Raw genomic sequence first — 24,448 nt, forward strand, 5'->3', positions numbered from 1 at the left:
GCACGCGCACATCAGGAACGCCTGGCGGGAACAGGAGCAGGCGCGGAACGGGGGCGTCGGGAAACGTAACGCCCGGCAGGGGGAGGACCCCTCGGCTAGGATGAAAACCATGACTTACAAGCTCATTCTGCTGCGCCACGGCCACAGCGACTGGAACGCCAAGAACCTGTTCACCGGCTGGGTGGACGTTGACCTGAACGATCAAGGCCGCGGTGAAGCAGTCCGCGGTGGCGAGCTCCTGGTCGAGAACAACATTCTCCCGGACGTGCTCTACACCTCGCTCTTGAAGCGTGCCATCAACACCGCCAACATGGCGCTGGACAAGGCCAACCGCGGCTGGATCCCGGTCAAGCGCGACTGGCGCCTCAATGAGCGCCACTATGGTGCCTTGCAGGGCAAGGACAAGGCCCAGACCCTCGCCGAGTTCGGCGAAGAGCAGTTTATGGAATGGCGCCGCAGCTACGACACCCCGCCGCCGCCCCTCTCCGACGACAGCGAGTTCTCGCAGGCACACGACCCCCGCTACGCCGGCCTCGGCGATGCGCTGCCCCGCACGGAATGCCTGAAGGACGTCCTGGTCCGCCTGCTTCCTTACTGGGAATCGGACATCAAGGAAGACCTCAAGGCCGGCAAGACCGTCCTGGTCACCGCCCACGGCAACTCCCTGCGCGCCCTGGTCAAGCATCTGGACGGCATCAGCGACGACGCCATTGCTTCCCTCAACATCCCCACGGGCATCCCGCTGGTGTACGAACTGGATGAGGACTTCAAGCCGGTCAACCCGGGCGGCACCTACCTCGACCCCGAAGCTGCGGCAGAAGCCATCCTGGCTGTTGCCAACCAGGGTAAGAAATAGGTCCTTTCGCATTAACGACGGCGGCCGGTCACCTCAGGTGACCGGCCGCCGTCGTAGTTAACGCAGCAGCGCTAGAAGCCCTCGGGCTGCCATTCGCCGGTCACCAGGTAGGTGACCTTGCGGGCGACGGAGACGCCGTGGTCCGCGAACCGCTCGAAGTAGCGGCTGGCCAGGGCAACGTCCACGGTGGTGGACGCGGATTCGTTCCAGTCCGGGGCCGCGATGGCCTTGAAGACGCTGAGGTGGAGGTCGTCCACGGCGATGTTGATCTTGAGGATGTCGCGGGCAACCTCGAGGTCGCGGGTCTCGAGGAGCTCGATGACCTTGGCGACGATCTCGATGTCGTGCTGGGCCATGGCCTTGAAGGTCTGGGTCAGCGGGGACGGAATGACGGTGGCGGGGTAGCGGAGGCGGGCCAGCTGTGCCACGTGGCGTGCGAGGTCGCCCATGCGCTCCAGCGACGCACTCATGCGCAGCGAGCCGACGATCATGCGGAGGTCGCTGGCTACCGGCCCCTGGAGGGCCAGGATGTCGATGGCACGCTCGTCCAGGCTGTTTTGCAGGAAGTCGATGCGGGCATCGGCCGCGATGACGTCCTGGGCAAGATCGATGTCTGCCCCTTCAAAGGCAGTGGTGGCCTTGGTGATTGCTTCGTGAACGAGTTTGGAGATCTCGATGAGGTCGTCGCCCACCTGGGTGAGCTCCGCCTGAAAAACCTTGCGCACTAAGGCGTCCTTTCCTTGGAAATCCTGTGCCCGTGGTGGCGGCCGGATTTCAAAACCATGGGTAGTCCAACAAGTAACAGTGGCAGCCGCCCATGAACTGTTGCGCACCTTTAGGTGAACGTTAGTTGAACCGTCCGCGTTTGGCGCAGGAACCATGCTTTGCCGTGTTTCCACAGCATAAGCTGGACAGGTGGATCCGTTGCTTATAGGTGTCATCGCAGGCTTGGTTGGCCTGTCTTTGGGCGTCTTTGGCATGCTCGCATTCAGGATCAGTGAACGGCAGCGCAGGATTGTTGACCTGGACGTCACCGAACCGCTGCTTCCGGACGGGGCGGCCGAGGTACTCTCCGTGGTCGGCCGTGCGTTCGTCGTGGTGGATGCGATCGACGGCGTGGTCCGTGCCAGTCCTGCGGCGTACGCATACGGCTTGGTGCGCGGGCACACGGTGGTCCATAAGCAGCTCCTGGACATGACCGCGAAGGTCCGCCGCGATGGCGTGATCCTGGAGGATCAATACGAACTGCCGCGCGGCCCGTTGGGCAAGGGCGCGATCGTGGTCCAGGTCCGGGCGGCGATGCTTGGCCAGGAATACATCGTGCTCCTCGCTGACGACCGCACCGAGATCACGCGTACCGAAGAGATCCGCAACGACTTCGTGGCGAATGTCTCGCATGAGCTCAAGACCCCCGTGGGAGCCATCTCGCTGCTCGCCGAAGCCCTGGAAGCTTCCCCGGACGACGAGGACGCCGTGCGCCGCTTCGCCAAGCGCATGCACAAGGAATCGGGCCGCCTGGCCGCCTTGGTCCAGGACATCATCGAGCTGTCCCGCCTGCAAGGGGCCAACGTGGCGCAGCAAGGCCACGCCGTGGACATCAACACCGTGATCACCGAGGCCGTGGACCGTTCGCAACTTCCCGCGGAGAGCAAGAACATCCAGATGGTGGTGGGTGGCCATTCCGAAGCCCTGGTGTTCGGCGACCGCGACCTCCTGGTTACAGCCCTGCGCAACCTGATCGACAACGCCATCCGGTACTCCCCGGAGAACACCCGCGTTGGCGTAGGTGTCCGGACCAGGGAAGGCGTGGTTGCCATCTCCGTCACTGACCAAGGCGAGGGCCTCACTCCCGAGGACCAGGAACGCGTGTTCGAACGCTTCTACCGCGTGGATGCTGCCCGCTCCCGCCACACCGGCGGTACCGGCCTGGGCCTGAGCATCGTCAAGCACGTGGTCTCCAACCATGGCGGAGAGGTGACCGTCTGGTCCCAACCCGGGCAGGGCTCTACGTTCACCATCCGTTTGCCGGAGATGGAAGGCCAGGACGACGACGCCCTGCCGCCTTCCGCGGGCAACGCGGACGCTTCCCCTGGACAGCCGGCGGCGACTGCCGCCGTCGTCGAACCCCAACGCGCGATCCAACAAGCTCGCGCGAGTCAACAAGCGGGCGCCACGGGCGCCCAAGAGCAAGGAGCCAGCGCTTGAGCCGGATTTTGATTGTGGAGGACGAGGAGTCCTTCAGCGACCCCCTGTCCTACCTTTTGGGCAAAGAGGGTTTTGACGTTGAGGTAGTGGACAACGGCAGTGACGCCTTGGTGGAGTTCGACCGGAACGGTGCCGACTTGGTGCTGCTGGACCTCCAGTTGCCCGGCACGCCGGGCACCGAGGTGTGCCGCCAGTTGCGCCAGCGCTCCAGCGTGCCGGTGATCATGCTGACCGCCAAGGATTCGGAGATCGACAAGGTGGTGGGCCTGGAGCTCGGCGCGGACGACTACGTCACCAAGCCGTACTCTTCGCGCGAGCTCGTGGCGCGCGTCCGGGCAGTGCTGCGCAGGCAGGGTGAGCCCGAAGAACTGATCACCTCCACGGTCCAGGCCGGACCGGTGCGCATGGACATTGAGCGCCACGTGGTCAGCGTCAATGGCGAGCAGGTCTCGCTGCCGCTGAAGGAGTTCGAACTCCTGGAGATGCTCCTGCGCAACTCCGGCCGTGTGCTCACCCGTGGGCAGCTGATCGACCGGGTCTGGGGTTCCGACTACGTGGGCGACACCAAGACCCTGGACGTGCACGTCAAGCGCCTCCGCAGCAAGATCGAGCCGGACCCGTCCGCGCCGCGGTACCTGGTGACGGTCCGTGGGCTGGGCTACAAGTTCGAGCCGTAGACCATTCGCAGAAACACAAAGGAAGGGTTCCGCCGAAGCGGAACCCTTCCTTTGTTGTATGGCTTGTAGCGTGCAGCCCTTAGTGGCCGGCTGCTGCAGACTCGGTGGAGGTTGCAGTCGGAGTGGCCGTTCCACTCGGGCTCGCCGAACCACTGGGGGTGGGCAAGTACTTCTGGTACTCGGGGAGCGTGCCGTCCACCACGGGAACGTTGACCGTGGCGGAGTCGGAACCGCTGCGGATGGTCACCGGCGTCAGGCCACCGGGAATGGTGCCCGCGGAGCTGAGGACGGCCGCGTCCGACTGGTCGTTCAGGTAGGTTTCCGAGCCGGCCTTGACCGGGATCTCGGTCTGCGAACCGTTGGCGCCGCTGATGGTCAGCGTGGCGTCGGTGGTGCCCTGGTTGAACACGGCACCGATGACGCGGCCCGGCTGGTTCTGGCCGTTGGAGACGATCAGGATGTTGCGCAGCTGCAGCTTGCCGAGGTCGGCCCTGACCCCGTCCGATGCCGAGTACTGGTGCGAAGTCTGCTGGGCGTTGACGAAGCCGCAGCCGGTTACGGACAGAACGCCGACGCCGATTGCAGCGGCCGCCATTGCCAGCTTGCCGCGCTGGACAGTGTTCATCGCAGGAATGCGCACGACACCTACTCCTCAAGAGTCATTGGAAAGTTTTCAGCCATAGCCTATCGGCAAACAGCCCGAAACGAGGATTCGGGAGGGCATTGTGGCGAGGTGTGGCCGCTGGGACGGGCCAGTCACTTTGATTGACTAATGCATCTTTCAGGGTTTTCGTCAAGGGGTCTTTTATGACCCCTTAAGGCCTCTTTCCCTTTGTTTGCGCGGGTGCGGAGGCCCTTCGATGCCAGTCGTATGCCTTAATCGTGATAGACTAGTCTGCGGGAAAGGGGAAAGTCCACATGGTTTTTGAGGTCGGCGAGACAGTAGTTTACCCTCACCACGGTGCAGCAAAAATTGAGGAAATCAAGATGCGCACCATCAAGGGCGAAGAGAAGATGTATCTCAAGCTCAAGGTGGCTCAGGGTGATCTGACCATTGAAGTTCCAGCAGAGAACGTTGACCTTGTTGGGGTCCGGGACGTAGTGGGCAAGGACGGTTTGGAGCACGTATTTGACGTTCTCCGCGCCGAGTTCACGGAAGAGCCCACCAACTGGTCACGTCGTTACAAGGCAAACCTGGAGAAGCTTGCTTCGGGCGATGTCATCAAGGTGGCAGAGGTCGTTCGCGATCTTTGGCGTCGTGATCACGATCGCGGCCTTTCCGCAGGTGAGAAGCGCATGCTGGCCAAGGCACGGCAGATTCTGATTTCAGAACTGGCCCTGGCTGAGAAGACAGACGAAGAGAAGGCCGCAAGCGTTCTTGACGAGGTCTTGGCTTCCTAAGAATTGATGCCCGGTGGTGCGAAAGCGCCGCCGGGTTTCTTTTTGCCCGGAAATACCCCGGTGCACCCGGTGATACTCGGCCTGCCGAGTATCTTCAAGTATTTCCCAGTAACCTTGACGCCATGACTCATCCTTCGAAGCGCTCGGTCACCGCCGTCATTGTCGTCGCGGCAGGAACAGGAGAGCGCCTGGGCTACGGCATGCCCAAAGCGCTGGTGCCCTTGGGCGGTGAAGCCATCCTCATGCACGCCCTGCGCGGCGTGGTCGCAGCGGACATTGCCCGCCAGATCTGCATAGCCGTGCCCAAGGGGGATACGGAACTGCGCGAACTGATCGACGGATTCACCGTTGAGTTGGTGGACGGCGGACCGGAAGTGACCATCGTCGACGGCGGCTCCACCCGTGCGGATTCCGTTCGCGCCGGTCTGGCTGCTTTGGAGGACGGCACGGAGGCCGTGCTGGTCCACGACGCCGCACGTGCGCTCACGCCCGAGCGGGTTTTCCAGCGGGTGGCCGATGCCCTCGCTGCCGGAGCCAAGGCCGTCATCCCTGCCATGCCCGTGGTGGACACGATCAAGACCGTCTCGGCCACGGAGGACCACGAAACGGGGATCGCTCCGGAGATCGTCACGGGAACAGCACCCCGCGAACAGCTCAGGGCTGTACAGACGCCCCAAGGCTTCGAGGTCGCCACGCTCCGGCGCGCACATGAGGCCGCCGGGCTTTTTGACGACAAGCAGTCCGCCGCCGTGACGGACGATGCCATGCTCGTCGAGCTCCTCGGCGTCCCGGTTCACGCCGTCCGCGGTGCCAGCCAGTCGCTGAAGATCACCACGCCCCTGGACCTCATCATTGCCGAGGGCCTGCTGGAAGGCCCCTTGGGCATGCGCTGGGTGGAAGGCTGATGCCGGTTCTTCCCCGCACTGGCATTGGCATCGATGTGCACGCGTTCGCGCCCGTGGATGATCCGCAACCGCTCTGGCTCGGCGGCCTCTTTTGGGAGGGCGAACAGGGGCTTTCCGGCCATTCCGACGGCGATTGCGTCGCCCACGCGGCGGCGGATGCGCTCTTCTCGGCGTGTGGAATCGGTGACCTGGGCACCCACTTCGGCACTGACCGGCCGGAGTTCAAAGGCGCTTCAGGCGTCAAACTCCTCGGCGAGGCGGCCCGGATCGTCAGGGCGGCAGGTTTCGAGATCGGCAACGTGGCAGTGCAATTCGTCGCCAACCGGCCCAAATTCGGTCCCCGCCGCGAAGAATCCCAGCGGGTACTGAGCGAGGCTGCAGGCGCGCCGGTAAGCGTCACGGCGACCACCAGCGATGGCCTTGGTTTTACCGGCCGCGGTGAGGGTATCTCCGCCGTCGCCACAGCACTCGTCTACGCGGTGCCGGCCGCGGGCGAAGGTGACTTGAATGACTAGGCGACCGTCCGCCGTCGTACGTATTGCCGCGGTGACCAGCGCCGCCTTGGCCGCTGTGTTCTTGCTCGGTGCGTGCGCGGGCACGCCCAGGATGGACGTGAAAGCAAGTTGCGACTTCCTCAACAACGATGCCTTCAAGCCGGACGGCAACCAGCAGCAGCAATCCAAGCAGTTGGCGGCGCACTATCACGAGATCGCGGACAAGCTGGCGCCGGAAGTGGCCAACCCCATCAAGGAGATGGCCGCCATCATGGACAAGGCTGCCGCATCGTCGCTCGGTGCCGCCACGCAGGAACAACAGCAGCAGCTGAAGGTGCAGTTCAACAAGATCGGCGAGTACTGCAAGTAGCCGGTTCATGGTGCGTCATCGGCTAATCTGGAGCGGTGACCCTGCGCTTTTATGACACCGCCTCCGCCGAAGTCCGCGACTTCGTTCCCCTCGAACCCGGCAAGGCCAGCGTGTACTACTGTGGGGCCACCGTCCAAGGTATGCCGCACGTTGGGCACGTCCGCTCCGCCATTGCCTTCGACCAACTGACGCGGTGGCTCGAATTCCGTGGGCACCGCGTGACTGTGGTGCGCAACGTCACGGACATCGACGACAAGATCCTGGTCAAGTCCGAGCAATCGTTCCGCGAAGATTGGTTCAGCGAGCCCACGGCCCGCCAGGACGAAGAATGGTGGGCCCTTGCCTACCGGTATGAGCAGGAGTTCGAGTCGGCCTACGAGACGCTCGGCGTCCAACGGCCCACCTACGAGCCCCGCGCCACCGGTCATATCCCGGAAATGCACGCGCTCATCCAGCGCCTCATCGACCGCGGCCACGCCTACCCTGCGCTGGACGATTCCGGCGACGTCTACTTCGATGTGCGTTCGTGGAGCAAGTACGGTTCGTTGACGCGCCAGAACATCGACGATATGCAGGGGGCTCCCGACGCCGATCCCCGGGGCAAGCGCGATCCCCGCGACTTTGCGCTGTGGAAGGGTTACAAAGACGGCGAGCCGATCACCGCGAAGTGGGATTCGCCGTGGGGAGCGGGAAGGCCGGGCTGGCACCTCGAGTGCTCCGCCATGGTGACCAAGTACCTGGGAACCCGCTTCGACATCCACGGCGGGGGACTGGACCTGCGCTTCCCGCACCACGAGAACGAGATGGCACAGTCGCAAGCCGCCGGCGACGACTTCGCGAACTTCTGGATGCACAACGGCATGGTCACCTACGAGGGTGAAAAGATGTCCAAGTCCATCGGAAACACCGTGAGCCCGGCGGAAATGCTGGAGTTGGCCTCTCCGCGCGTGGTCCGTTACTACTTGGGACAAGCGCACTACCGTTCGGTGTTGGACTACCGCCCCACCTCGCTCCAGGAAGCTGCCGCCGCCGTCGAACGCATTGATGGCTTCGTCGCGAAGGCGGCGGCCAAGGTCAAGCACGACATGGGCGGGCCGAACGCCTATGCCGTTGCGCCCGTGGCGCATATGCCGGCGGCCTTCGTCGCTGCCATGGATGACGATCTGAATATTCCGCAGGCGCTCGGCGTGCTCCACGAAACCGTCCGGGCCGGCAACACCGCCCTGGCGGCCGGCGACCTCGACGCCGCAAAGGCCGCGTTGTACAGCGTCGATGCCATGACCGGCGTCCTCGGCCTGGATTCGGTCAAGCGGCCGGAGGCAGTGCAGGGCCGTGAGCATGCCGCGTTGGAAGTCTTGGTCGAGGCCCAGCTCGAAGCCCGCGCCGCAGCGCGTGCTGCCAAGGACTGGGCGGCCTCGGATGCCATCCGGGACACTCTTGCAGCAGCGGGCATCGTGGTGGAAGACGGTGCGGATGGAGCCACCTGGAGCCTCAAGCGGGACTGACAGGCGGGCGCGTCCGCCGAATTGCAACGGGTCAGTAGACTTGATTCCAGACTTACTCACAACATCAAGGATGGAATCCCATGGCCAACAACGGTAACCGGTCGGTCAAGAAGAAGAAGGGCCCCACCATCGGAACCGGTGGCCACGGCCGCAAGGCACTGGAGGGCAAGGGACCCACTCCCAAAGCGGAGGACCGCGTCTACCACAAGGCCCACAAGAACAAACAGTTGGCCGAGCGTTCCGCAGCCAAGCGTGGTGCAGCGCCCCGCGGTGCCGGCGCCCGCCGGAGCACCGGACCCAAGGGGCGTGCCACCGAGGAATTCGTCACGGGACGGAACTCCGTGGTGGAAGCGCTGAGGGCGGGCGTTCCCGCGAAGGCGTTGCACGTGGCCATCCGCATCGAAATGGACGATCGCGTCAAGGAATCCCTCAAGCTCGCAGCTGAGCGCGGCATCCCGCTGCTCGAAGCCGGCAAGCCTGAACTGGACCGCATGACCGAGGATGCTGTCCACCAGGGCCTCGTGCTGCAGATCCCGCCGTATGAATACGGCGACGCCTATGACCTGGCCGAGGAAACCATCATGAAGTGGAAGAAGGGGCACATCGCCAACGCCCCCATCTTCGTGGCCCTCGACGGCATCACGGACCCCCGCAACCTCGGCGCGATCATCCGTTCCGTGTCCGCGTTCAGCGGCCACGGTGTGATCGTTCCGGAACGCCGCTCCGTTGGCGTCACCGCCGCAGCATGGAAGACGAGTGCCGGTGCGGCCGTCCGCGTTCCCGTGGCGCGTGCGTCCAACCTGAACAATGCCCTCAAGCAATTCAAGAACATGGGCATCTACGTCCTGGGACTGGACGGTGACGGCGACGTTTCGCTGCCGGACCTCACGGTTGCCACCGAGCCGGTGTGCATCGTCGTGGGCTCTGAGGGCAAGGGCCTCAGCCGATTGGTCCGCGAAAACTGCGACCAGATCGTCTCGATTCCGATCGACTCAGCCATGGAGTCGCTCAACGCATCCATGGCCGTCGGAATCTCGCTGTACGAAGTGTCGAGGCAGCGCTCCGCCAAGTAACCCTCGCGAAGGCGCCGTGGCCGGATGACGGCCCCGCCGCCTTCAAACGCTCTCTCACATAACGCCGGCTTCTGGCGAACGCTCTCTCACTTCCTGCCGTGAGGTGAGAGAGCGTCGGTGGGAAGGGGGTGTTTGGTGAGAGAGCGTCCGGGGGCTAGAAGTCGCGGCGGTTGGCCAGGACCGGGAGCTTTTGCCTGGCGTCGGCCACCACGGCCGGGTCCAGATCTGCGAACAGCAGCCCGGGCTCGCCTTCCAGGGCTTCCAGCACTTGGCCGAAGGGGGATACGACGGCGGAGTACCCGACTCCCGTGGGAGCAGTGCCTTTCGCTTCGATTCCCTGGGTGGCCGGATCGCCTTGGCCGCATGCCAGGACAAACGTGGTGGTATCCACGGCGCGGGCGCGCGCCAGGAGCTGCCACTGCTCGGCCTTCCCCGGGCCTGAACCCCAGGACGCGCAAACGATGTTCACTACCGCGCCGCGCTGTGCGTTGGCCGTGAACAATGCTGGGAATCGGACGTCGTAGCACGTGGCCAGACCAAAGGTGAGGCCACCGGCGTCGAACGTTACGGGGTCTGTGCCGGCCTCAACGGTGTCCGACTCCGCGAATCCGAACGCGTCGAAAAGATGGATCTTGTCGTAGCTCGTTTCCACGCCCGGTCCGGTGGCCAGCAGCGTGTTGCGAACGCGGGGCTTCCCGGAGCCGGAATCGGTGCCCGGCGTGAACATGCCCGCAACGATCACCAGGTCCAGTTCCTTGGCGACTGTGCGGACATGGCTGGCCCACGGACCATCGAGCGGTTCGGCAATATCCAGCAAGGAATTCCCGAAGGCGCGCATCATGGCCTCGGGAAAGACCACCAGTTCGGCACCGCCATCCTTGGCACGTCGTGCATACTCCTCAAGGAGCCGCAGGTTGTCTGCTACATCCCGTCCGGTAATGACTTGGGCAAGTGCCACACGCACCATTCGAAACCTCCAGTTCTGTCCGTTTTCAGTATGGCAAGCCGGTCAAGGGAAACGCCGTGTGTGTCGTCACATGGGCGGACAAAGAGGCACATACTTGGCGTGGAACTAAACTTGCAAGCAATGGTTATGCCTATTTTGGACACAGCAGCCACGCTGGACGCCTCGCGCCCCACGCCCCTCGGACTGAGCAAGCCCCAGCCCGAATTCTTCGCTGACTTCGACGACTCCCAGGTGAACGTCGCAGTTTTCGCTCCTGACCTGGAACGCGTCGAGATCGCGTACCAAGCCCCGGGCGACGGCTGGCGCGTGCACACCCTGCCCAATATCCAGGACGGCGTGCACTTCGGCCTTGTCGGCGGGATGCCGCCGGGAACACGGTATGGTTTTCGGGCGGCGCCGTCGGAAGGCGGACTGCCGTTGTCCGTCCCGTCGGTGGATTTTGACGACGACGGCGAGCAGTCCCTTCTGCTCGATCCTTACGGACGTGCTGTGGACCAGCGGGGCGAGTTCCTGACCAGCGTGCACATGACCGGCGGCTTCGATTGGGGAGACGACGCCGCACCACGCACCCCACTTCGGACTTCGGTGATTTACGAAGCCCACGTCCGTGGCCAGACGATGCTGCACCCGGACATTCCTGAGCACCTGCGCGGAACGTACGCGGGCATGGCGCACCCGGTGATGATCCAGCACCTGACCGAGCTGGGCATCACGGCCGTCCAGTTGTTGCCCATCCATTTCCATGTGGACGAGGCACACCTCCAGGACCTGGGCATGACCAATTACTGGGGTTACAACAGCGCCGCCTTCTTTGCTCCCCACGCCGACTACGCCACGGAGGCGGCGCGGAACGCCGGGCCGCACGCAGTGCAGGACGAGCTCAAGGGTATGGTGAAGCTGCTCCACGCTGCCGGCATCGAGGTCATTCTTGATGTGGTCTACAACCACACTGCAGAGGCCGGACCGGACGGGCCCGTGATCAGTTTCCGTGGGCTGGCGGAGAAGCGGTATTACCGCCACGATGCCCACGGCCGCTACCTCGATACCACGGGCTGTGGCAACACCCTGGATTTCAGCGATCCCGTGGTGGTGCAGTTGGCCCTGGACTCCTTGCGCTATTGGGTGGACGAGTTCCACGTTGACGGTTTCCGCTTCGACCTCGCGGTGACCCTCTGCCGCGATGCCGGCAACCAGTTCGACCCCCGGCATCCGTTCCTCCAAGCCATCGCCGAGGACCCGGTGCTGTCCGAAGTGAAACTGATCGCGGAGCCCTGGGATGTAGGTTACGGCGGTTGGCAGACGGGCCGGTTCCCACAGGGCTGGTCCGACTGGAACGATCACTTCCGCGACGGCGTCCGGCAGTTCTGGTTGTCCGACCGTTCAGCCATTGAGGCGGGCGGGCATGGCAGTTCCGTGGCGTCCTTGGCCGAGATCATGGCCGGGTCCTCGGGCGTGTTCGCACCTTCCGGACGGACGCGTCTGGCCTCGGTCAACTTCGTCACGGCCCACGACGGTTTCACGCTCACAGATCTGGTGAGCTACGACCGTAAGCACAACGAGGCCAACGGCGAGCAGAACCGCGACGGCCACGGTGACAACCGCAGCTACAACCATGGCTTTGAAGGCCGCAGCGAAAACGAGTCGATCGTTGCCGCCCGGGCCCTGTCCATTCGCAACCTCATGGCCACGCTGTTGCTGTCCATCGGCGTCCCCATGATCACGGCCGGCGATGAGCTGGGCCGCACCCAGCAGGGAAACAACAACGCCTACTGCCAGGACAACCCCACCGCGTGGTTGGACTGGAGCCGCACGCACGAGGCCAACGCGATGTTCCAGACCACCCGTGAACTGGTCCGGCTCCGGCGGTGGTTCCTTCGCCAGCAGCCCGAGAGCTTCCCGGCGAAAGCGAACGACGCCAGCCTGCAATGGTTCGACGACAAGGGCAAACGGATGACTCCCGCCCGGTGGAACGATCCCAACGTCCGTTCTGTCCAGCTCCTGATGGGCAACGAGAACAGTACGGTCCGTGGCTTGATCGCCGTCAACGGCAGTAACCAGGACGTCAAGATGGTCCTGCCGGAGATCCTCAGCGAAACCGGGATCGGCAAGCGCATGTTCGAACTCCGCTTCACCACCTCCGTGTTGCACGAACACCGCAAGGGTGCGCTGGTGGCGTCCGGCGAGCGGGATATCCTGCAAGCCAACACCATCAACATCTACCGCACCTGAGCCTTCGAACAGCACCAAAAGGGGAGTCCTCCGCATGAACCGCAGCAAGCTGCTGGCTTTCGCAGCTTTGGTGATTGCCGCCGTCGTGCTGGTGGTTGCCATGGTGAGCGGCGAGCAGAGGCCCACGACGACGGCGACACCCACTGCCGCCGTCAGCGCCCCTGCGAATCCTTCCGGACTGCCTGCCGTCAACGCCTCCCAATTGCCGAAGGAAGCCCGGCAGACGTTGTCCCTGATAGCCAAAGGCGGGCCGTATCCGTACGACCGGGACGGCGTGAACTTCGGCAATTTTGAAGGGCTGCTGCCCAGGAAGCCGGGCGGTTTCTACAAGGAATACACCGTAGTGACCCCCGGGGAGTCGGATCGCGGCGCCCGCCGGATCATCGCGGGCAAAGACGGCGGAAAGTACTACACCGCAGACCATTACGAATCGTTCAAGTTCATCGTCGAGGACAAGTAGGAGCCCATGAAGATTTACTCAGCAGACACCTGGACGCTTGAAGAACTGCAGGACCAGGTTTCCGACGCCGGACGCCGCACCATCGTGGTCCCGCCCGCCGCCACCAAGCAGGCCGTCCTGGAGGTCTTCGGACAGGTGCTCGATTTCCCCGAGTACTACGGCGTGAACCTCGACGCGCTCAACGACTCCCTGCATGACTTCGCCGACTCCCTCTCGGACGACGACGGCACGCCAGTGACCATGATCTGGCAGGTCCCGGCCGCTTACCGTACAGACCGGTCCTTCGCCGTGGTGTGCGAAATCCTCCAAGACGCAGAGCGCTACGCAGGCCGCGACCTGGCAGTGATAGCGGTGTTCCAAAACTAAGAGCACGAATCGGGTGCACCGACGCGCCCCATTGGGCGACCGTGGCCCGGCAGCGCGCGTCAAAGCGACGGAGGAGCAGCGCGCAGAGGGTTACGGTCGCCCAACGGGCGAACTCAGGCTTACGCGTTCGCGATCAACCCAAGTTCAGCTTTCGACGCCAAAGCCGAGTGCTTCGGGAACACACGCACCGTGTAGCCGAAAGAGCCTGAGCGGTTGATCACCAGGGAGCCGTGGAACAGGTGGCGCCCGTTGCCGAGGTCCTCCTTGGCGTCCAGTTCGGCCACAACAACGTCATCGAGCTCGTCGCTTTCCTCGGCACGGCCGAACGCGACTTCCACGGACACATCCTCGGGTGCCAGGTCGTTGAGGGCCACGTAGGCGTTGACCTGCAGGCTGTCACCCACCTGGGGTTCCTCGGACAAACCGACAGAGTCAACGTGTTCCACCACCACGCCCGGCCAGGCGCCGCGGACCTTGGACGTCCAGGCTGCGAGTTCCTTGGCTTCCTTGTGGGATTCGGCACCGGCACGTCGTCCGGAAACGGCGGCCGGGCAGTACAGCAGGTTGACGTAATCGTGGAGCATGCGTTCCGCGGACACGGCCGGGCCGAGGTGCGCCAGGGTGTGCTTGATCATGGACACCCAGTGCGTGGGCACCTTCTCCGTGCTGGATTCCGAGGGCCCTGCAGCTCCGGCACCTTGGGAGACCGTGGTGCCGTAGAAACGCGGTGCCACCTGGTTTTCCAGGAGTTCGTAAAGCGCGGCTGCCTCGATGTCATCGCGTTCGTCGGCGGAGGCTCCGTTGTTGGCGGTGGGGATGGCCCAGCCGTTTTCGCCGTCGTACATCTCGTCCCACCAGCCGTCCAGGACGGAGAGGTTGAGCGAGCCGTTGATGGCGGCCTTCATGCCGGACGTGCCGCAGGCCTCGAGCGGGCGGAGCGGGTTGTTGAGCCAGACGTCGCAGCCCGGGAAGAGCGTGCGGGCCATGGCGATGTCGTAGTTCGGAAGGAACACGATCCGGTGGCGGACTTCGGGATCGTCGGTGAAGCGGACCAGGTCCTGGATCATCTTCTTGCCGGCATCGTCAGCGGGGTGGGACTTGCCGGCGATGACCAGTTGGATGGGGTGCTTCGGGTCCAGCAGGAGGGCCTTCAGGCGGGCGGGGTCGCGGAGCATCAGGGTGAGCCGCTTGTAGGTGGGTACACGGCGTGCGAAGCCGATGGTCAGCACGTCCGGGTCCAGGACCTTCTCGGTCCAACCGAGCTCGGCGTCAGCGGCGCCGCGTTTCTTCCATGAGGCGCGCAGGCGGCGACGGACGTCTTCGATCAACTGGACGCGGAGTTCGCGCCGGAGAGCCCAGACATCCTCGTCGCTGACGTTGTAGGCCAGATCCCAGCGACCCAGTGCCTCGGCTTCCGCGCCGAATTGGTGGCGGGCCAGTGAAGAGATCCGCGGGTCCACCCACGTGGGAACGTGCACGCCGTTGGTCACGGAAATGATGGGCACCTCGGAGTGGTCGAATCCCGGCCACAGTCCGGCGAACATTTCGCGGGAAACCACGCCGTGGAGCTTGGCTACACCGTTTGCGCGCTGCGCCAGGCGCAACCCCATCACCGCCATGTTGAAGACGGAAGGATTGCCGCCGTCGTAATTTTCGCGGCCGAGTTCCAGGATCCGGTCCACTGGCACGTCGGGCGCGAGCCCGGCTTCGAAGAAGTGCTTGATTTGCACGGTTTCGAAACGGTCGATGCCGGCCGGGACCGGGGTGTGGGTGGTGAATACGGTCGAGGCGCGGCCCGCGGCCAGGGCCTCTTCCCACGTCAGGGGGTCGTTGGCGTCGGCCATGGCTTCCTGGATGCGTTCGATGCCAAGGAAACCGGCGTGGCCTTCGTTGGTGTGGAACACCTCCGGCGCCGGGGTGCCGGTCAGTTCCTGGTACACGCGCAGGGCCTTGACGCCGCCCATGCCAAGCAGCAGTTCCTGCTGGAGGCGGTGGTCGCCGCCGCCACCGTAGAGGCGGTCCGTGATGCCACGGGCGGCTTCATCGTTGGAGGGCACGTTGGAGTCGAGCAACAGCAGCGGAACGCGTCCGACGTCGGCACGCCACACGTGCGCGTGCAGTTCCCGGCCGTTGGGCAGCGGGAGTGAAATCTGGACCGGCTTGCCGGGGACACCGTCCTGGGCGGGGTGGCGGAGCAAGGTCAGGGGCAGGCCGTCAGGGTCGAGGACGGGGTAGGTTTCCTGCTGCCAAGCATCGCGGGAGAGCGACTGCTTGAAGTAGCCGGCCTGGTAGAGCAGGCCGACGCCGATGAGCGGCACGCCGAGGTCGGAAGCGGCTTTGAGGTGGTCGCCGGCGAGGATGCCGAGGCCGCCGGAGTACTGGGGGAGGACCTCGGTAATGCCGAATTCGGGCGAGAAGTAGGCGATGCACGTGGGCGCGTCTTCGCCCAGGCCCTGGTACCAGCGCGGTTCGCTGAGGTAGCGGTCCAGATCGGCGGCGGCATCCTGCACGCGGTTCACAACGTCACCGTCGTTGGCCAGCTCCTGCAGTTGCTCGCGGCTGATGGATCCCAGGAGCGCGATGGGGTCGTGCTGGGCTGCCTCCCAAAGAGCCGGGTTAAGGCTCGCAAAAAGCTCCCTGGTGGGCCGGTGCCAGGACCAGCGCAGATTGGTTGCCAAACGGGCCAACGGCCGGATGGACTCAGGGAGGACGGTACGGACTGTAAACCTTCGAATTGCCTTCACGAGCGCCACACTAACCGACTCACATGGCAGTCGGAACCGGTTTGGGTTTCTTTTAGGTAAAAGACATCTTGCGTCAAGAAGAAAGCTCGGGTGCTTAGCATTCTGTGATTTTTCTCGCTAACGTCGTGCTTGTGACGAATATCCAGCGAACCAGTACCGCCCTGAAATCCAAGACGAAAACGGACATCACCGACGGACTTCGTTTCGGCCGGTTCCCCATCACGGCGGTCCAGCCAGTGGTTGAGGGGGGCCGCTTCCCGGCAAAGGCGCTCCCGGGGGAGGACATCCAGGTTGCCGCCACAGTGTTCCGCGAAGGCCATGATCAGCTCGGTGTCTCTGCGGTTCTGTTGGATCCCCGCGGGAAAGAACGCCAGCGGGTACGTCTTGCTCCGTCCCAACAGGAACAGTGGAAGGGCCGTGATCGCTGGGAAGGTTGGCTGACGCCAACAGCTGCGGGGCCATGGACATTCGTCATTGAAGCCTGGCACGACCGTTACGGTACGTGGCACCACAACGCCGAAGTGAAAGTGGCCGCTGGAATCGACGTCGAGTTGATGCTCGCCGAAGGCGCCGCGCTCCTGGCCGAAGCCTCAGATGACGACGCCGGCCGCAGCGCCGCGGACAAGCGCACCTTGCGCGCCGCTTCAGTGGTACTCGCCGACGCCACCAAATCCGCCGAGGAGCGCCTTGGCGCCGGTTTCAGCGCAGAGGTGCAGGACGCCGTCGGGCGTGTCCCGATCCGTGAGCTGGTGACTGTTTCCGAGCGGTTCCCGCTCAAGGTGGAGCGGGACCTTGCCGGACGCGCATCCTGGTACGAATTCTTTCCGCGGTCCGAAGGTGCTGTCCTGGACCACGCTACGGGCGTATGGACTTCCGGCAATTTCCGCACTGCGGCCAAGCGCCTCGATGCCGTTGCGGAGATGGGCTTCGATGTCATCTACCTGCCGCCCATCCACCCGATCGGCTTCCAGCACCGCAAGGGCCGCAACAATACGTTGACCCCGGGGCCGCAGGATCCCGGTTCGCCGTGGGCCATTGGTTCCAAAGACGGTGGCCACGACGCCATCCATCCGGATTTGGGAACCTTCGAGGACTTCGACGCTTTCGTGGCCCGGGCCAACGACCTGGGCCTTGAGGTGGCTCTGGACCTTGCGTTGCAGGCCGCGCCTGACCATCCGTGGGTGGCCTCCAACCCCGAATGGTTCACCACCCGCGTGGACGGCACTATCGCTTATGCGGAAAACCCGCCGAAGAAGTACCAGGACATTTACCCGCTGAATTTCGATAACGATCCTGCGGGCCTTTCCAGGGAAATCCTGCGCGTGGTGCAGCTCTGGATCAGCCACGGCGTGAAGATTTTCCGCGTGGATAATCCCCACACCAAACCCGTGTGGTTCTGGGAATGGCTGATCGGGAAGGTCAACAAGAAGAACCCCGAGGTGGTTTTCCTTGCCGAGGCCTTCACACGTCCGGCGATGATGCACGCGCTGGGCCGTGCTGGTTTCCAACAGTCGTACACCTACTTCACGTGGCGCAACACCAAGACGGAACTGGAGGAATACTTCCACGAGGTGAGCCATGAGAGCGCTGCGTTCTTCCGGCCGAACTTCTTCGTGAACACCCCGGACATCCTCACGGAGTACCTCCAATATGGTGGCCCCGCCGCGTTCAAGATCCGTGCCGTCCTGGCATCGACGGCCAGCCCGCTCTGGGGCGTGTACGCCGGATACGAACTGTATGAGCACGTGGCCCGTCCCGGTGCGGAAGAGTACATCGACAACGAGAAGTACGAGTACAAGGACCGTGACTGGGACGGGGCAGCGGAGTCGGGACGCACCTTGGCCCCGTACATCACACGGCTGAACACCATCCGCAAGGACCACCCGGCCCTGGGCGACTTGCAGAACCTGACGATCCACCGCAGTACGGATGACGCCACGATCGTTTACTCCAAGCACAAGACGCTCCCGGATGGCACCAAGGACACCTTGATCATTGTGGTCAACGTGGATCCGCACAGTACCCGCGAGAGCACAGTCTCCCTGGACCTCGCGGCTTTGCACCTGGACCCGGCTGATCTTGACGAGGACGGACGTTACTGGGTGGACGACCTCATCAGCGGCCAGAGCTGGGCCTGGGGCGAACACAACTACGTCCGGCTGGACGCCCATGCTGAGCCGGCACACGTGCTTAGCATCCGGAGGCAGCCTTAGTGAGTTTCTCTCCGCAAAACCCGAGCCAGTACTTCACCCCGAAGAACACCTTCGAGTTGAACGCTCCCGGTCTCCAGCACGATCCACACTGGTACCGCAAGGCTGTGTTCTACGAAGTACTGGTCCGGGCTTTTGCGGATGCCAACGGCGACGGTTCGGGAGACTTCCAAGGCCTGATCGACAAGCTGGACTACCTCCAGTGGTTGGGCGTTGATTGTCTCTGGCTGCCGCCGTTTTTCCATTCACCGCTGCGCGACGGTGGCTACGACATAGCCGATTACACCTCGGTCCTGGACGAGTTTGGCACCATCAGCGATTTCAAGAGGCTGGTTGCCGAAGCCCATGCCCGCGGCGTCCGGGTGATCATCGATCTCCCTTTGAACCACACTTCGGACCAGCACCCGTGGTTCCAGGAATCACGGAAGGATCCCACCGGTCCTTATGGGGACTTTTACGTGTGGAGCGATACGGACGAGAAGTACCAGGACGCGCGCATCATCTTCGTGGACACGGAGGAATCCAACTGGACCTTCGATCCAATCCGGCGCCAATTCTTCTGGCACCGCTTCTTCAGCCACCAGCCTGACCTGAACTTCGAGAACCCGGCGGTGGTGGAGGCTTTGCACGACGTCATCCGGTTCTGGCTGGACCAGGGAATCGACGGTTTCCGGGCTGACGCCGTACCGTATTTGTACGAGGAAGACGGCACCAACTGCGAAAACCTTCCCAAGACGCATGAGTTCCTTCAAGGGCTGCGCCGGATGGTGGACGCAAGCTACCCGGGCAGGGTGATCATCGCCGAAGCCAACCAGCCACCCCACGAGGTAGTGGAGTACTTCGGAACGGAAGACGCGCCGGAATGCCACATGGCCTTCCACTTCCCGATCATGCCCCGGCTGTATTACGCGCTCCGGGACCAGAAAGCCGCACCGATCATCGACACCCTCCGCGATACACCGGAAATACCGCGGGGTGCCCAGTGGGGGACTTTCCTCCGAAACCACGACGAACTGACCTTGGAAATGGTGCCCGCGGACGAACGGGCCGCAATGCTCGGCTGGTACGCGCCCGACCCCCGCATGCGGGCCAACATCGGAATCCGTCGGCGGCTGGCACCACTGCTGGACAACTCCCGCTCCGAGATCGAGCTCATCAACGCCTTGTTGTTGTCCCTTCCCGGAAGCCCGTTCCTGTACTACGGGGACGAAATCGGGATGGGGGACAACATCTGGCTGGATGACCGGGATGCCGTGCGCACTCCGATGCAATGGAACCCGGACCGCAACGCAGGCTTTTCAAGCGCGGATCCCGGCAAGCTGTTCCTCCCGGTCATCCAGTCCCTCGTTTACAACTTCGGAATGGCGAACGTGGAGGCGCAAGCAGCGCATTCCGGTTCACTGCTCCGTTGGACCCGGCAAGTCCTCAGCGTCCGCAAGAACCACCCCGTGTTCGGCTTGGGCAATTTCCGCCATATCGAAGCCGACCACGAGGTGGTTCTTGCGTATGTCCGGGAACTTCCGCCGGGAAACGCCGAGGGAGAGACCGCAGAGACCATTCTGTGCGTCTTCAACCTCTCGCAACATCCAGTGGCCGCCTCCCTGGACCTGCCCGAGTTCGTTGGCAGGGGTTTCAGGGACATTTTCGGTGGCCAGCCCTTCCCCGCCGTGGGCGATAACGGCCGATTGAATGTCATGTTGGGAAGCCACAACTTCTACTGGTTGCGGCTGCGCTCTGCGTCTTCCAACCCATCGTCGCCGTTTACGCAGGCGATCCCCGTGGTGTCGACCAAAGGATGAGATGAGCAAGGGAACACTTAACCCCGCCATTGAAAGCCTTCTCCGGAACTGGCTCCCCACAAAACGCTGGTTCCCGGTGAAGAGCCCCGACTTTGCGCTGGAACGCGTCGGCGGCTTCCAAGTCCCGGACCCGGGAGGGAGTGCCGCCTCGGAGGTCCTGCTGCTCGGGGTGACGTACAAGACGGCCGACGGCGGTCCCCGGACCGACGTCGTGCAAGTCCCCTTGAGCTTCCGCAGCCAGCCCTTGGTTGACGCTCCGGCGGCGCTTCTTGGCGAAGTCACGGACCCGGTTCACGGTTTGCAGTTGGTGTACGACGCCGTATTCGACGAGGCCTTCATCAAGGCCTGGCTGGAACTCATGCGTGGCGGGCTCACTGCCGGCGATGGCGACGTCCGTGGTCATCTCGCCCATGGCCGCGTCTCCCTGCCCGGGCACCCCACCTCCGTGAAGGTCCTGTCCAGTGAGCAGTCCAACACGTCCGTCATAGTGGACGACGGCGGGTCCTCGGCGATCGTCAAGATCTTCCGTGTGTTGGCGGCCGGCAAAAACCCGGAGATCGAGTTGGGCGCGGCACTCACCGCTGCCGGTACCAGCGAGGTACCCGCCACTCTCGGATGGATCACCGGCTCATGGGACGCAGCCGGTACTGACGCTACAGGCGAGCTCACGGTGGCCCACGAATTCCTGCACGGTGGCCAGGACGCCTGGCGCCTGGCGGTCGATGCCGCCGGCTCCGGAACCGACTTCACCCAGGAAGCCCACGGGCTCGGTGCCGCCACGGCAACGGTCCATGCCAGGCTCGCGGAAACGTTCGGCACCATCGACGGGAGCGGCCAGGGCTCCGACATTCTCGCTGCGCTCGCCCGGCGGGTCCGCCAGTCATGGGCTGAGGCGGCTGCCGCCGTCGGGCCTTACGACCAAAGGCTGGACGAGCTGTTGTCTGCCCTGGACGCCCAAGGCGTCCGCGGCCTGCAGCGGATCCACGGCGACCTTCACCTTGGCCAGATCCTCCGGGTTCCCGGCGGTTCGGGGCAGCCGGGCCGCTGGGCCATTCTCGACTTCGAGGGTGAGCCGCTCCGCACGATCGAAGAACGTAATACTCCGGACCTGCCGCTGCGCGACGTCGTCGGAATGCTCCGGTCTTTCGACTACGCCGCGGGTGCCGCTGTCCGCGAAAACCCCGATGCCACAGTCGCCGGTTCCTGGGTGGAGGACTGCGCTGAAGCGTTCCTCGCCGGTTACAGCGAAGTCAATCCCGGAACCGTAGACCGCGGCTCGCCGCTGTTTGTGGCATTGTGGCTGGACAAGGCCCTATACGAGGTGGTTTACGAGCTGCGGAACCGGCCGGACTGGTCGTCCATTCCGGTGAACGCAGCCCGGCACATCCTCGACAACACGAGCCGCGGCAAGCATGCGGCGGCTACAGCGGAAGGTAATGACATGACAGGCTCTGCACGCACCGAACGGCCCCGGGTCCCGATGCCGGTGGACCCCGAGACCTTGGCCCGCGTGGCTGCCGGTGCCTACCATGCACCGCACTCGGTGCTCGGCGCGCACCTTGACGATCATGGCCACGTAACCATCCGCACGGTGAAGCACCTCGCCCAGTCGGTGAATGTGGTGACCGAGGCCGGCCGTACCCCGATGGAGCACGAATCCAACGGCGTTTGGGTAGCGGTCCTGGAGCCGCTGCAGGCCGGCCACGTGCCGGACTACCGTTTGGAAGTGGTGTACGACGCCGAGCCCGTCACCGTTGATGACCCGTACCACTACCTGCCCACGGTAGGTGAGGTGGATCTGCACCTCATCGGGGAAGGCCGCCACGAGCGGCTCTGGGATGTCCTTGGGGCGCACGTGCAGGATTACCGCACCTCGCTGGGCGACGTTTCCGGCGTCTCCTTTGCGGTGTGGGCCCCGAACGCCCAGGCCGTTCGGGTCAAGGGCGACTTCAATGGCTGGGACGGCCGGAACCATGCACTCCGTTCCCTGGGTTCCTCCGGCGTCTGGGAAGCCTTCATCCCAGGGGTTGTAGCAGGGGCGTGCTACAAATACGAGATCCTCACCCGTGCCGGGCACTGGGTTGAGAAGGCCGACCCCCTGGCCTTCGGCACGGAAGTGCCGCCGCTGACGGCCTCACGGGTGGTCGATTCCAGCTACCGGTTCAAGGACTCTGAGTGGATGGCCGCGCGGGCACAGCGGGATCCGCACAACTCACCCATGAGTGTCTACGAAGTACACCTCGGCTCCTGGCGCCTGGGACTTGGTTACAAGGAGCTGGCCAAGGAACTGGTGGAATACGTGAAGTGGCTCGGTTTCACGCACGTTGAGTTCATGCCTGTGGCGGAGCACCCGTTCGGTGGCTCCTGGGGATACCAGGTCACGTCCTACTTCGCGCCAACCTCCCGGTTCGGCCACCCGGACGAATTCCGCTTCCTGGTTGATTCGCTGCACCAGGCAGGGATCGGCGTGCTGCTGGACTGGGTCCCGGCCCACTTCCCGAAGGACTCGTGGGCCCTGGCGCAGTTCGACGGCCAGGCGCTGTACGAGCACGCCGACCCGGCGCTGGGAGAACACCCGGACTGGGGCACCCTGATCTTCGACTTCGGACGCCGCGAAGTCAGGAACTTCCTGGTGGCGAACGCGCTCTACTGGCTCGACGAGTTCCACATCGACGGACTGCGCGTGGATGCTGTCGCGTCCATGATCTACCTGGACTACTCCCGTGAGGAAGGACAGTGGCGGCCCAACAAATTCGGTGGCCGCGAAAACCTCGAGGCGATCTCCTTCATGCAGGAAGTCAATGCCACGGTTTACAAGACGCATCCGGGTGCCGTGACCATTGCCGAGGAGTCCACGGCCTTCCCTGGGGTCACGGCGCCCACCAGCCACGGTGGCCTCGGCTACGGCCTCAAATGGAACATGGGCTGGATGCACGACTCCTTGAAGTACGTCTCGGAGGACCCGGTCAACCGGAAATGGCACCACGGAACCATTACGTTCTCCCTGGTGTACGCGTTCTCGGAGAACTTCCTGCTGCCCATCAGCCACGACGAAGTTGTGCACGGCAAGGGATCCATGCTCCGAAAGATGCCTGGCGACCGGTGGCAGCAACTGGCCAACCTCCGCGCGTTCTTCGCCTACCAGTGGGCACACCCCGGCAAGCAGCTGATCTTCATGGGCACGGAGTTCGGGCAGGAAGCGGAATGGTCCGAGCAGCATGGACTCGACTGGTTCCTCGCCGACATCCCCGCCCACCGCGGGCTCCAGTTGCTGGTCAAGGACATTAACGGGATCTACGCGACGACTCCCGCGCTTTACAGCCAGGACAACGATCCCGCAGGCTTCCAGTGGATCAATGGCGGAGACGCCGATAAGAATGTCCTGACGTTTGTGCGCTACGACCGCGACGGCAAGGCAGTGGTTTGCGCCGTGAACTTCTCCGGAGGACCCCATAAGGACTACATCCTGGGTGTGCCCTCCGCCGGAGAGTGGAAAGAAGTGCTGAACACCGACGCGGAAGCTTATGGCGGTTCCGGCGTCGTCAACACCGGTGTACTGAAAGCAGTCTCGCCGGGAACGGATGGTCAGCCGGCCGCGCTGACCGTAACACTCCCGCCGCTTGGCGCCTCCTGGTTCACGCTCGCTGAGTAGTCTGCGCTGCCTTCGAAGGGCCCGGCCTCAACGAGGCCGGGCCCTTCTTCCTTGTGTTTCCGGGGTTTTCGGGGCCTACGGGGCAGCCGCCCATCGGTGGTTTTGCGATCCGGGAAGAGTAGGCGTATAGTTAGTACCCGCGCTGCTCCTCGGGCAGGGATCGCAAACTGACAAGAAACCGCAAGGAAAAATCAAGTCAAGCTTGCCGATTTGACCCCGAAGGACACAGCGGGTAAGTTTGAAAAGTTGCTCCGGAGCGATCCAGTGGCCCTGATGGGTTGGTGGTGGTGCCGGTAGTGTCTGTTGTTTGAGAACTCAATAGTGTGCCAAGTTTGTTGATACCGATTGTTTTATTGATTGGTTGAAATTTTTTGCCGAGCCGTCGCGCACCCCCGTGTGTGGTGGTTTGGTTTTCAGCTGGTTTCAGATTTGCGACTGCCTTTTGCCGTGATTTCCGGTGGGGGTGGTTGTGTTTCGTTTTTTGTTTTTGAACGGAGAGTTTGATCCTGGCTCAGGATGAACGCTGGCGGCGTGC

General features: G+C 63.7%; 19 protein-coding genes. 15 read left to right on the top strand and 4 right to left on the bottom strand.

Annotation, left to right across the window (positions count from 1 at the left end; all coding sequences use genetic code 11):
* The first annotated feature begins 109 nt into the window (after positions 1-109).
* Positions 110-856, top strand: a complete 747-nt coding sequence (locus ACFVSJ_RS20670; protein ID WP_387438948.1) for a phosphoglyceromutase — start codon at positions 110-112, stop codon at positions 854-856.
* A gap of 71 nt (positions 857-927) precedes the next feature.
* On the opposite strand, the gene phoU is transcribed toward ACFVSJ_RS20670, so the two are convergent.
* Positions 928-1,581 (bottom strand): phosphate signaling complex protein PhoU, encoded by a 654-nt coding sequence (gene phoU / locus ACFVSJ_RS20675; RefSeq protein WP_387438949.1) that lies wholly within the window; start codon positions 1,579-1,581, stop codon positions 928-930.
* 199 nt (positions 1,582-1,780) lie between these two features.
* Between phoU and ACFVSJ_RS20680 the strand changes: the two genes are divergently transcribed.
* Both ACFVSJ_RS20680 and ACFVSJ_RS20685 read left to right on the top strand, forming a co-directional pair.
* Complete coding sequence (locus ACFVSJ_RS20680) at positions 1,781-3,061, top strand: sensor histidine kinase (protein ID WP_387438969.1); 1,281 nt, start codon at positions 1,781-1,783, stop codon at positions 3,059-3,061.
* Complete coding sequence (locus ACFVSJ_RS20685) at positions 3,058-3,738, top strand: response regulator transcription factor (RefSeq protein WP_020608526.1); 681 nt, start codon at positions 3,058-3,060, stop codon at positions 3,736-3,738. Before ACFVSJ_RS20680 ends, ACFVSJ_RS20685 begins: the two co-directional genes overlap by 4 nt.
* A 79-nt stretch (positions 3,739-3,817) precedes the next feature.
* Here the strand turns inward: ACFVSJ_RS20685 and ACFVSJ_RS20690 are convergent, their stop codons facing one another.
* Positions 3,818-4,363 (bottom strand): hypothetical protein, encoded by a 546-nt coding sequence (locus ACFVSJ_RS20690; protein WP_387438970.1) that lies wholly within the window; start codon positions 4,361-4,363, stop codon positions 3,818-3,820.
* A 293-nt stretch (positions 4,364-4,656) separates the two neighbouring features.
* On the opposite strand from ACFVSJ_RS20690, the gene ACFVSJ_RS20695 reads away from it, so the two are divergent.
* From ACFVSJ_RS20695 to rlmB, 6 genes are all read left to right on the top strand, one after another.
* A complete protein-coding gene (locus ACFVSJ_RS20695) occupies positions 4,657-5,139 on the top strand; it encodes a CarD family transcriptional regulator (RefSeq protein ID WP_009357288.1) in 483 nt (160 codons plus the stop codon).
* A 122-nt stretch (positions 5,140-5,261) separates the two neighbouring features.
* Positions 5,262-6,044: a 2-C-methyl-D-erythritol 4-phosphate cytidylyltransferase gene (gene ispD / locus ACFVSJ_RS20700; protein WP_387438951.1), complete on the top strand. Its 783-nt coding sequence runs from the start codon at positions 5,262-5,264 to the stop codon at positions 6,042-6,044.
* A complete protein-coding gene (ispF, locus tag ACFVSJ_RS20705) occupies positions 6,044-6,559 on the top strand; it encodes a 2-C-methyl-D-erythritol 2,4-cyclodiphosphate synthase (RefSeq protein WP_387438952.1) in 516 nt (171 codons plus the stop codon). The genes ispD and ispF overlap by 1 nt, the downstream gene beginning before the upstream one ends.
* Complete coding sequence (locus tag ACFVSJ_RS20710) at positions 6,552-6,908, top strand: hypothetical protein (protein ID WP_387438953.1); 357 nt, start codon at positions 6,552-6,554, stop codon at positions 6,906-6,908. Before ispF ends, ACFVSJ_RS20710 begins: the two co-directional genes overlap by 8 nt.
* A gap of 35 nt (positions 6,909-6,943) precedes the next feature.
* A complete protein-coding gene (cysS, locus tag ACFVSJ_RS20715) occupies positions 6,944-8,413 on the top strand; it encodes a cysteine--tRNA ligase (protein ID WP_387438954.1) in 1,470 nt (489 codons plus the stop codon).
* A gap of 80 nt (positions 8,414-8,493) precedes the next feature.
* Positions 8,494-9,486 carry a 23S rRNA (guanosine(2251)-2'-O)-methyltransferase RlmB gene (rlmB, locus tag ACFVSJ_RS20720; protein WP_387438955.1) on the top strand — a complete coding sequence of 331 codons (993 nt, stop codon included), beginning with the start codon at positions 8,494-8,496 and terminating at the stop codon, positions 9,484-9,486.
* A 154-nt stretch (positions 9,487-9,640) separates the two neighbouring features.
* Here rlmB and ACFVSJ_RS20725 read toward each other — a convergent pair whose 3' ends face one another.
* A complete protein-coding gene (locus ACFVSJ_RS20725; protein WP_387438971.1) occupies positions 9,641-10,450 on the bottom strand; it encodes a carbon-nitrogen hydrolase family protein in 810 nt (269 codons plus the stop codon).
* Positions 10,451-10,573: 123 nt separating this feature from the next.
* Between ACFVSJ_RS20725 and glgX the strand changes: the two genes are divergently transcribed.
* The 3 genes from glgX to ACFVSJ_RS20740 are packed head-to-tail and all read left to right on the top strand — an operon-like array spanning position 10,574 to position 13,508.
* Entirely contained in the window at positions 10,574-12,682 is a 2,109-nt protein-coding gene (glgX, locus tag ACFVSJ_RS20730; RefSeq protein WP_387438956.1) for a glycogen debranching protein GlgX, read from the top strand.
* Between the two features lie 34 nt (positions 12,683-12,716).
* A complete protein-coding gene (locus tag ACFVSJ_RS20735) occupies positions 12,717-13,142 on the top strand; it encodes a ribonuclease domain-containing protein (protein WP_387438957.1) in 426 nt (141 codons plus the stop codon).
* 6 nt (positions 13,143-13,148) lie between these two features.
* Complete coding sequence (locus ACFVSJ_RS20740) at positions 13,149-13,508, top strand: barstar family protein (protein ID WP_387438958.1); 360 nt, start codon at positions 13,149-13,151, stop codon at positions 13,506-13,508.
* Between the two features lie 119 nt (positions 13,509-13,627).
* Here ACFVSJ_RS20740 and glgP read toward each other — a convergent pair whose 3' ends face one another.
* On the bottom strand, positions 13,628-16,252 hold the full coding sequence (gene glgP, locus ACFVSJ_RS20745) for an alpha-glucan family phosphorylase (protein ID WP_387438959.1): 2,625 nt from the start codon (positions 16,250-16,252) through the stop codon (positions 13,628-13,630).
* A 131-nt stretch (positions 16,253-16,383) separates the two neighbouring features.
* On the opposite strand from glgP, the gene ACFVSJ_RS20750 reads away from it, so the two are divergent.
* From ACFVSJ_RS20750 to ACFVSJ_RS20760, 3 genes are read left to right on the top strand one after another with little or no spacing between them, the layout of a single operon-like run.
* Positions 16,384-18,465: an alpha-1,4-glucan--maltose-1-phosphate maltosyltransferase gene (locus ACFVSJ_RS20750; RefSeq protein WP_387438960.1), complete on the top strand. Its 2,082-nt coding sequence runs from the start codon at positions 16,384-16,386 to the stop codon at positions 18,463-18,465.
* Positions 18,465-20,261 carry a maltose alpha-D-glucosyltransferase gene (gene treS, locus ACFVSJ_RS20755; RefSeq protein ID WP_387438961.1) on the top strand — a complete coding sequence of 599 codons (1,797 nt, stop codon included), beginning with the start codon at positions 18,465-18,467 and terminating at the stop codon, positions 20,259-20,261. The genes ACFVSJ_RS20750 and treS overlap by 1 nt, the downstream gene beginning before the upstream one ends.
* Position 20,262: 1 nt before the next feature.
* Positions 20,263-23,913, top strand: coding sequence for a 1,4-alpha-glucan branching enzyme (locus tag ACFVSJ_RS20760; protein ID WP_387438962.1), 3,651 nt, complete (start codon positions 20,263-20,265; stop codon positions 23,911-23,913).
* Positions 23,914-24,448 lie beyond the last annotated feature (535 nt).

Source organism: Paenarthrobacter sp. NPDC058040, from assembly GCF_042885775.1.
Classification (GTDB): Bacteria; Actinomycetota; Actinomycetes; order Actinomycetales; family Micrococcaceae; genus Arthrobacter.

Coding starts and splice junctions, on each gene's coding strand:
- ACFVSJ_RS20760 (WP_387438962.1), top strand. CDS start 20,263: ATGAGCAAGGGAACACTTAACCCCGCCATTGAAAGCCTTCTCCGGAAC.
- ACFVSJ_RS20735 (WP_387438957.1), top strand. CDS start 12,717: ATGAACCGCAGCAAGCTGCTGGCTTTCGCAGCTTTGGTGATTGCCGCC.
- ACFVSJ_RS20670 (WP_387438948.1), top strand. CDS start 110: ATGACTTACAAGCTCATTCTGCTGCGCCACGGCCACAGCGACTGGAAC.
- ACFVSJ_RS20695 (WP_009357288.1), top strand. CDS start 4,657: ATGGTTTTTGAGGTCGGCGAGACAGTAGTTTACCCTCACCACGGTGCA.
- ACFVSJ_RS20740 (WP_387438958.1), top strand. CDS start 13,149: ATGAAGATTTACTCAGCAGACACCTGGACGCTTGAAGAACTGCAGGAC.
- ispD (WP_387438951.1), top strand. CDS start 5,262: ATGACTCATCCTTCGAAGCGCTCGGTCACCGCCGTCATTGTCGTCGCG.
- rlmB (WP_387438955.1), top strand. CDS start 8,494: ATGGCCAACAACGGTAACCGGTCGGTCAAGAAGAAGAAGGGCCCCACC.
- ispF (WP_387438952.1), top strand. CDS start 6,044: ATGCCGGTTCTTCCCCGCACTGGCATTGGCATCGATGTGCACGCGTTC.
- ACFVSJ_RS20710 (WP_387438953.1), top strand. CDS start 6,552: ATGACTAGGCGACCGTCCGCCGTCGTACGTATTGCCGCGGTGACCAGC.
- ACFVSJ_RS20690 (WP_387438970.1), bottom strand. CDS start 4,363: ATGAACACTGTCCAGCGCGGCAAGCTGGCAATGGCGGCCGCTGCAATC.
- glgX (WP_387438956.1), top strand. CDS start 10,574: ATGGTTATGCCTATTTTGGACACAGCAGCCACGCTGGACGCCTCGCGC.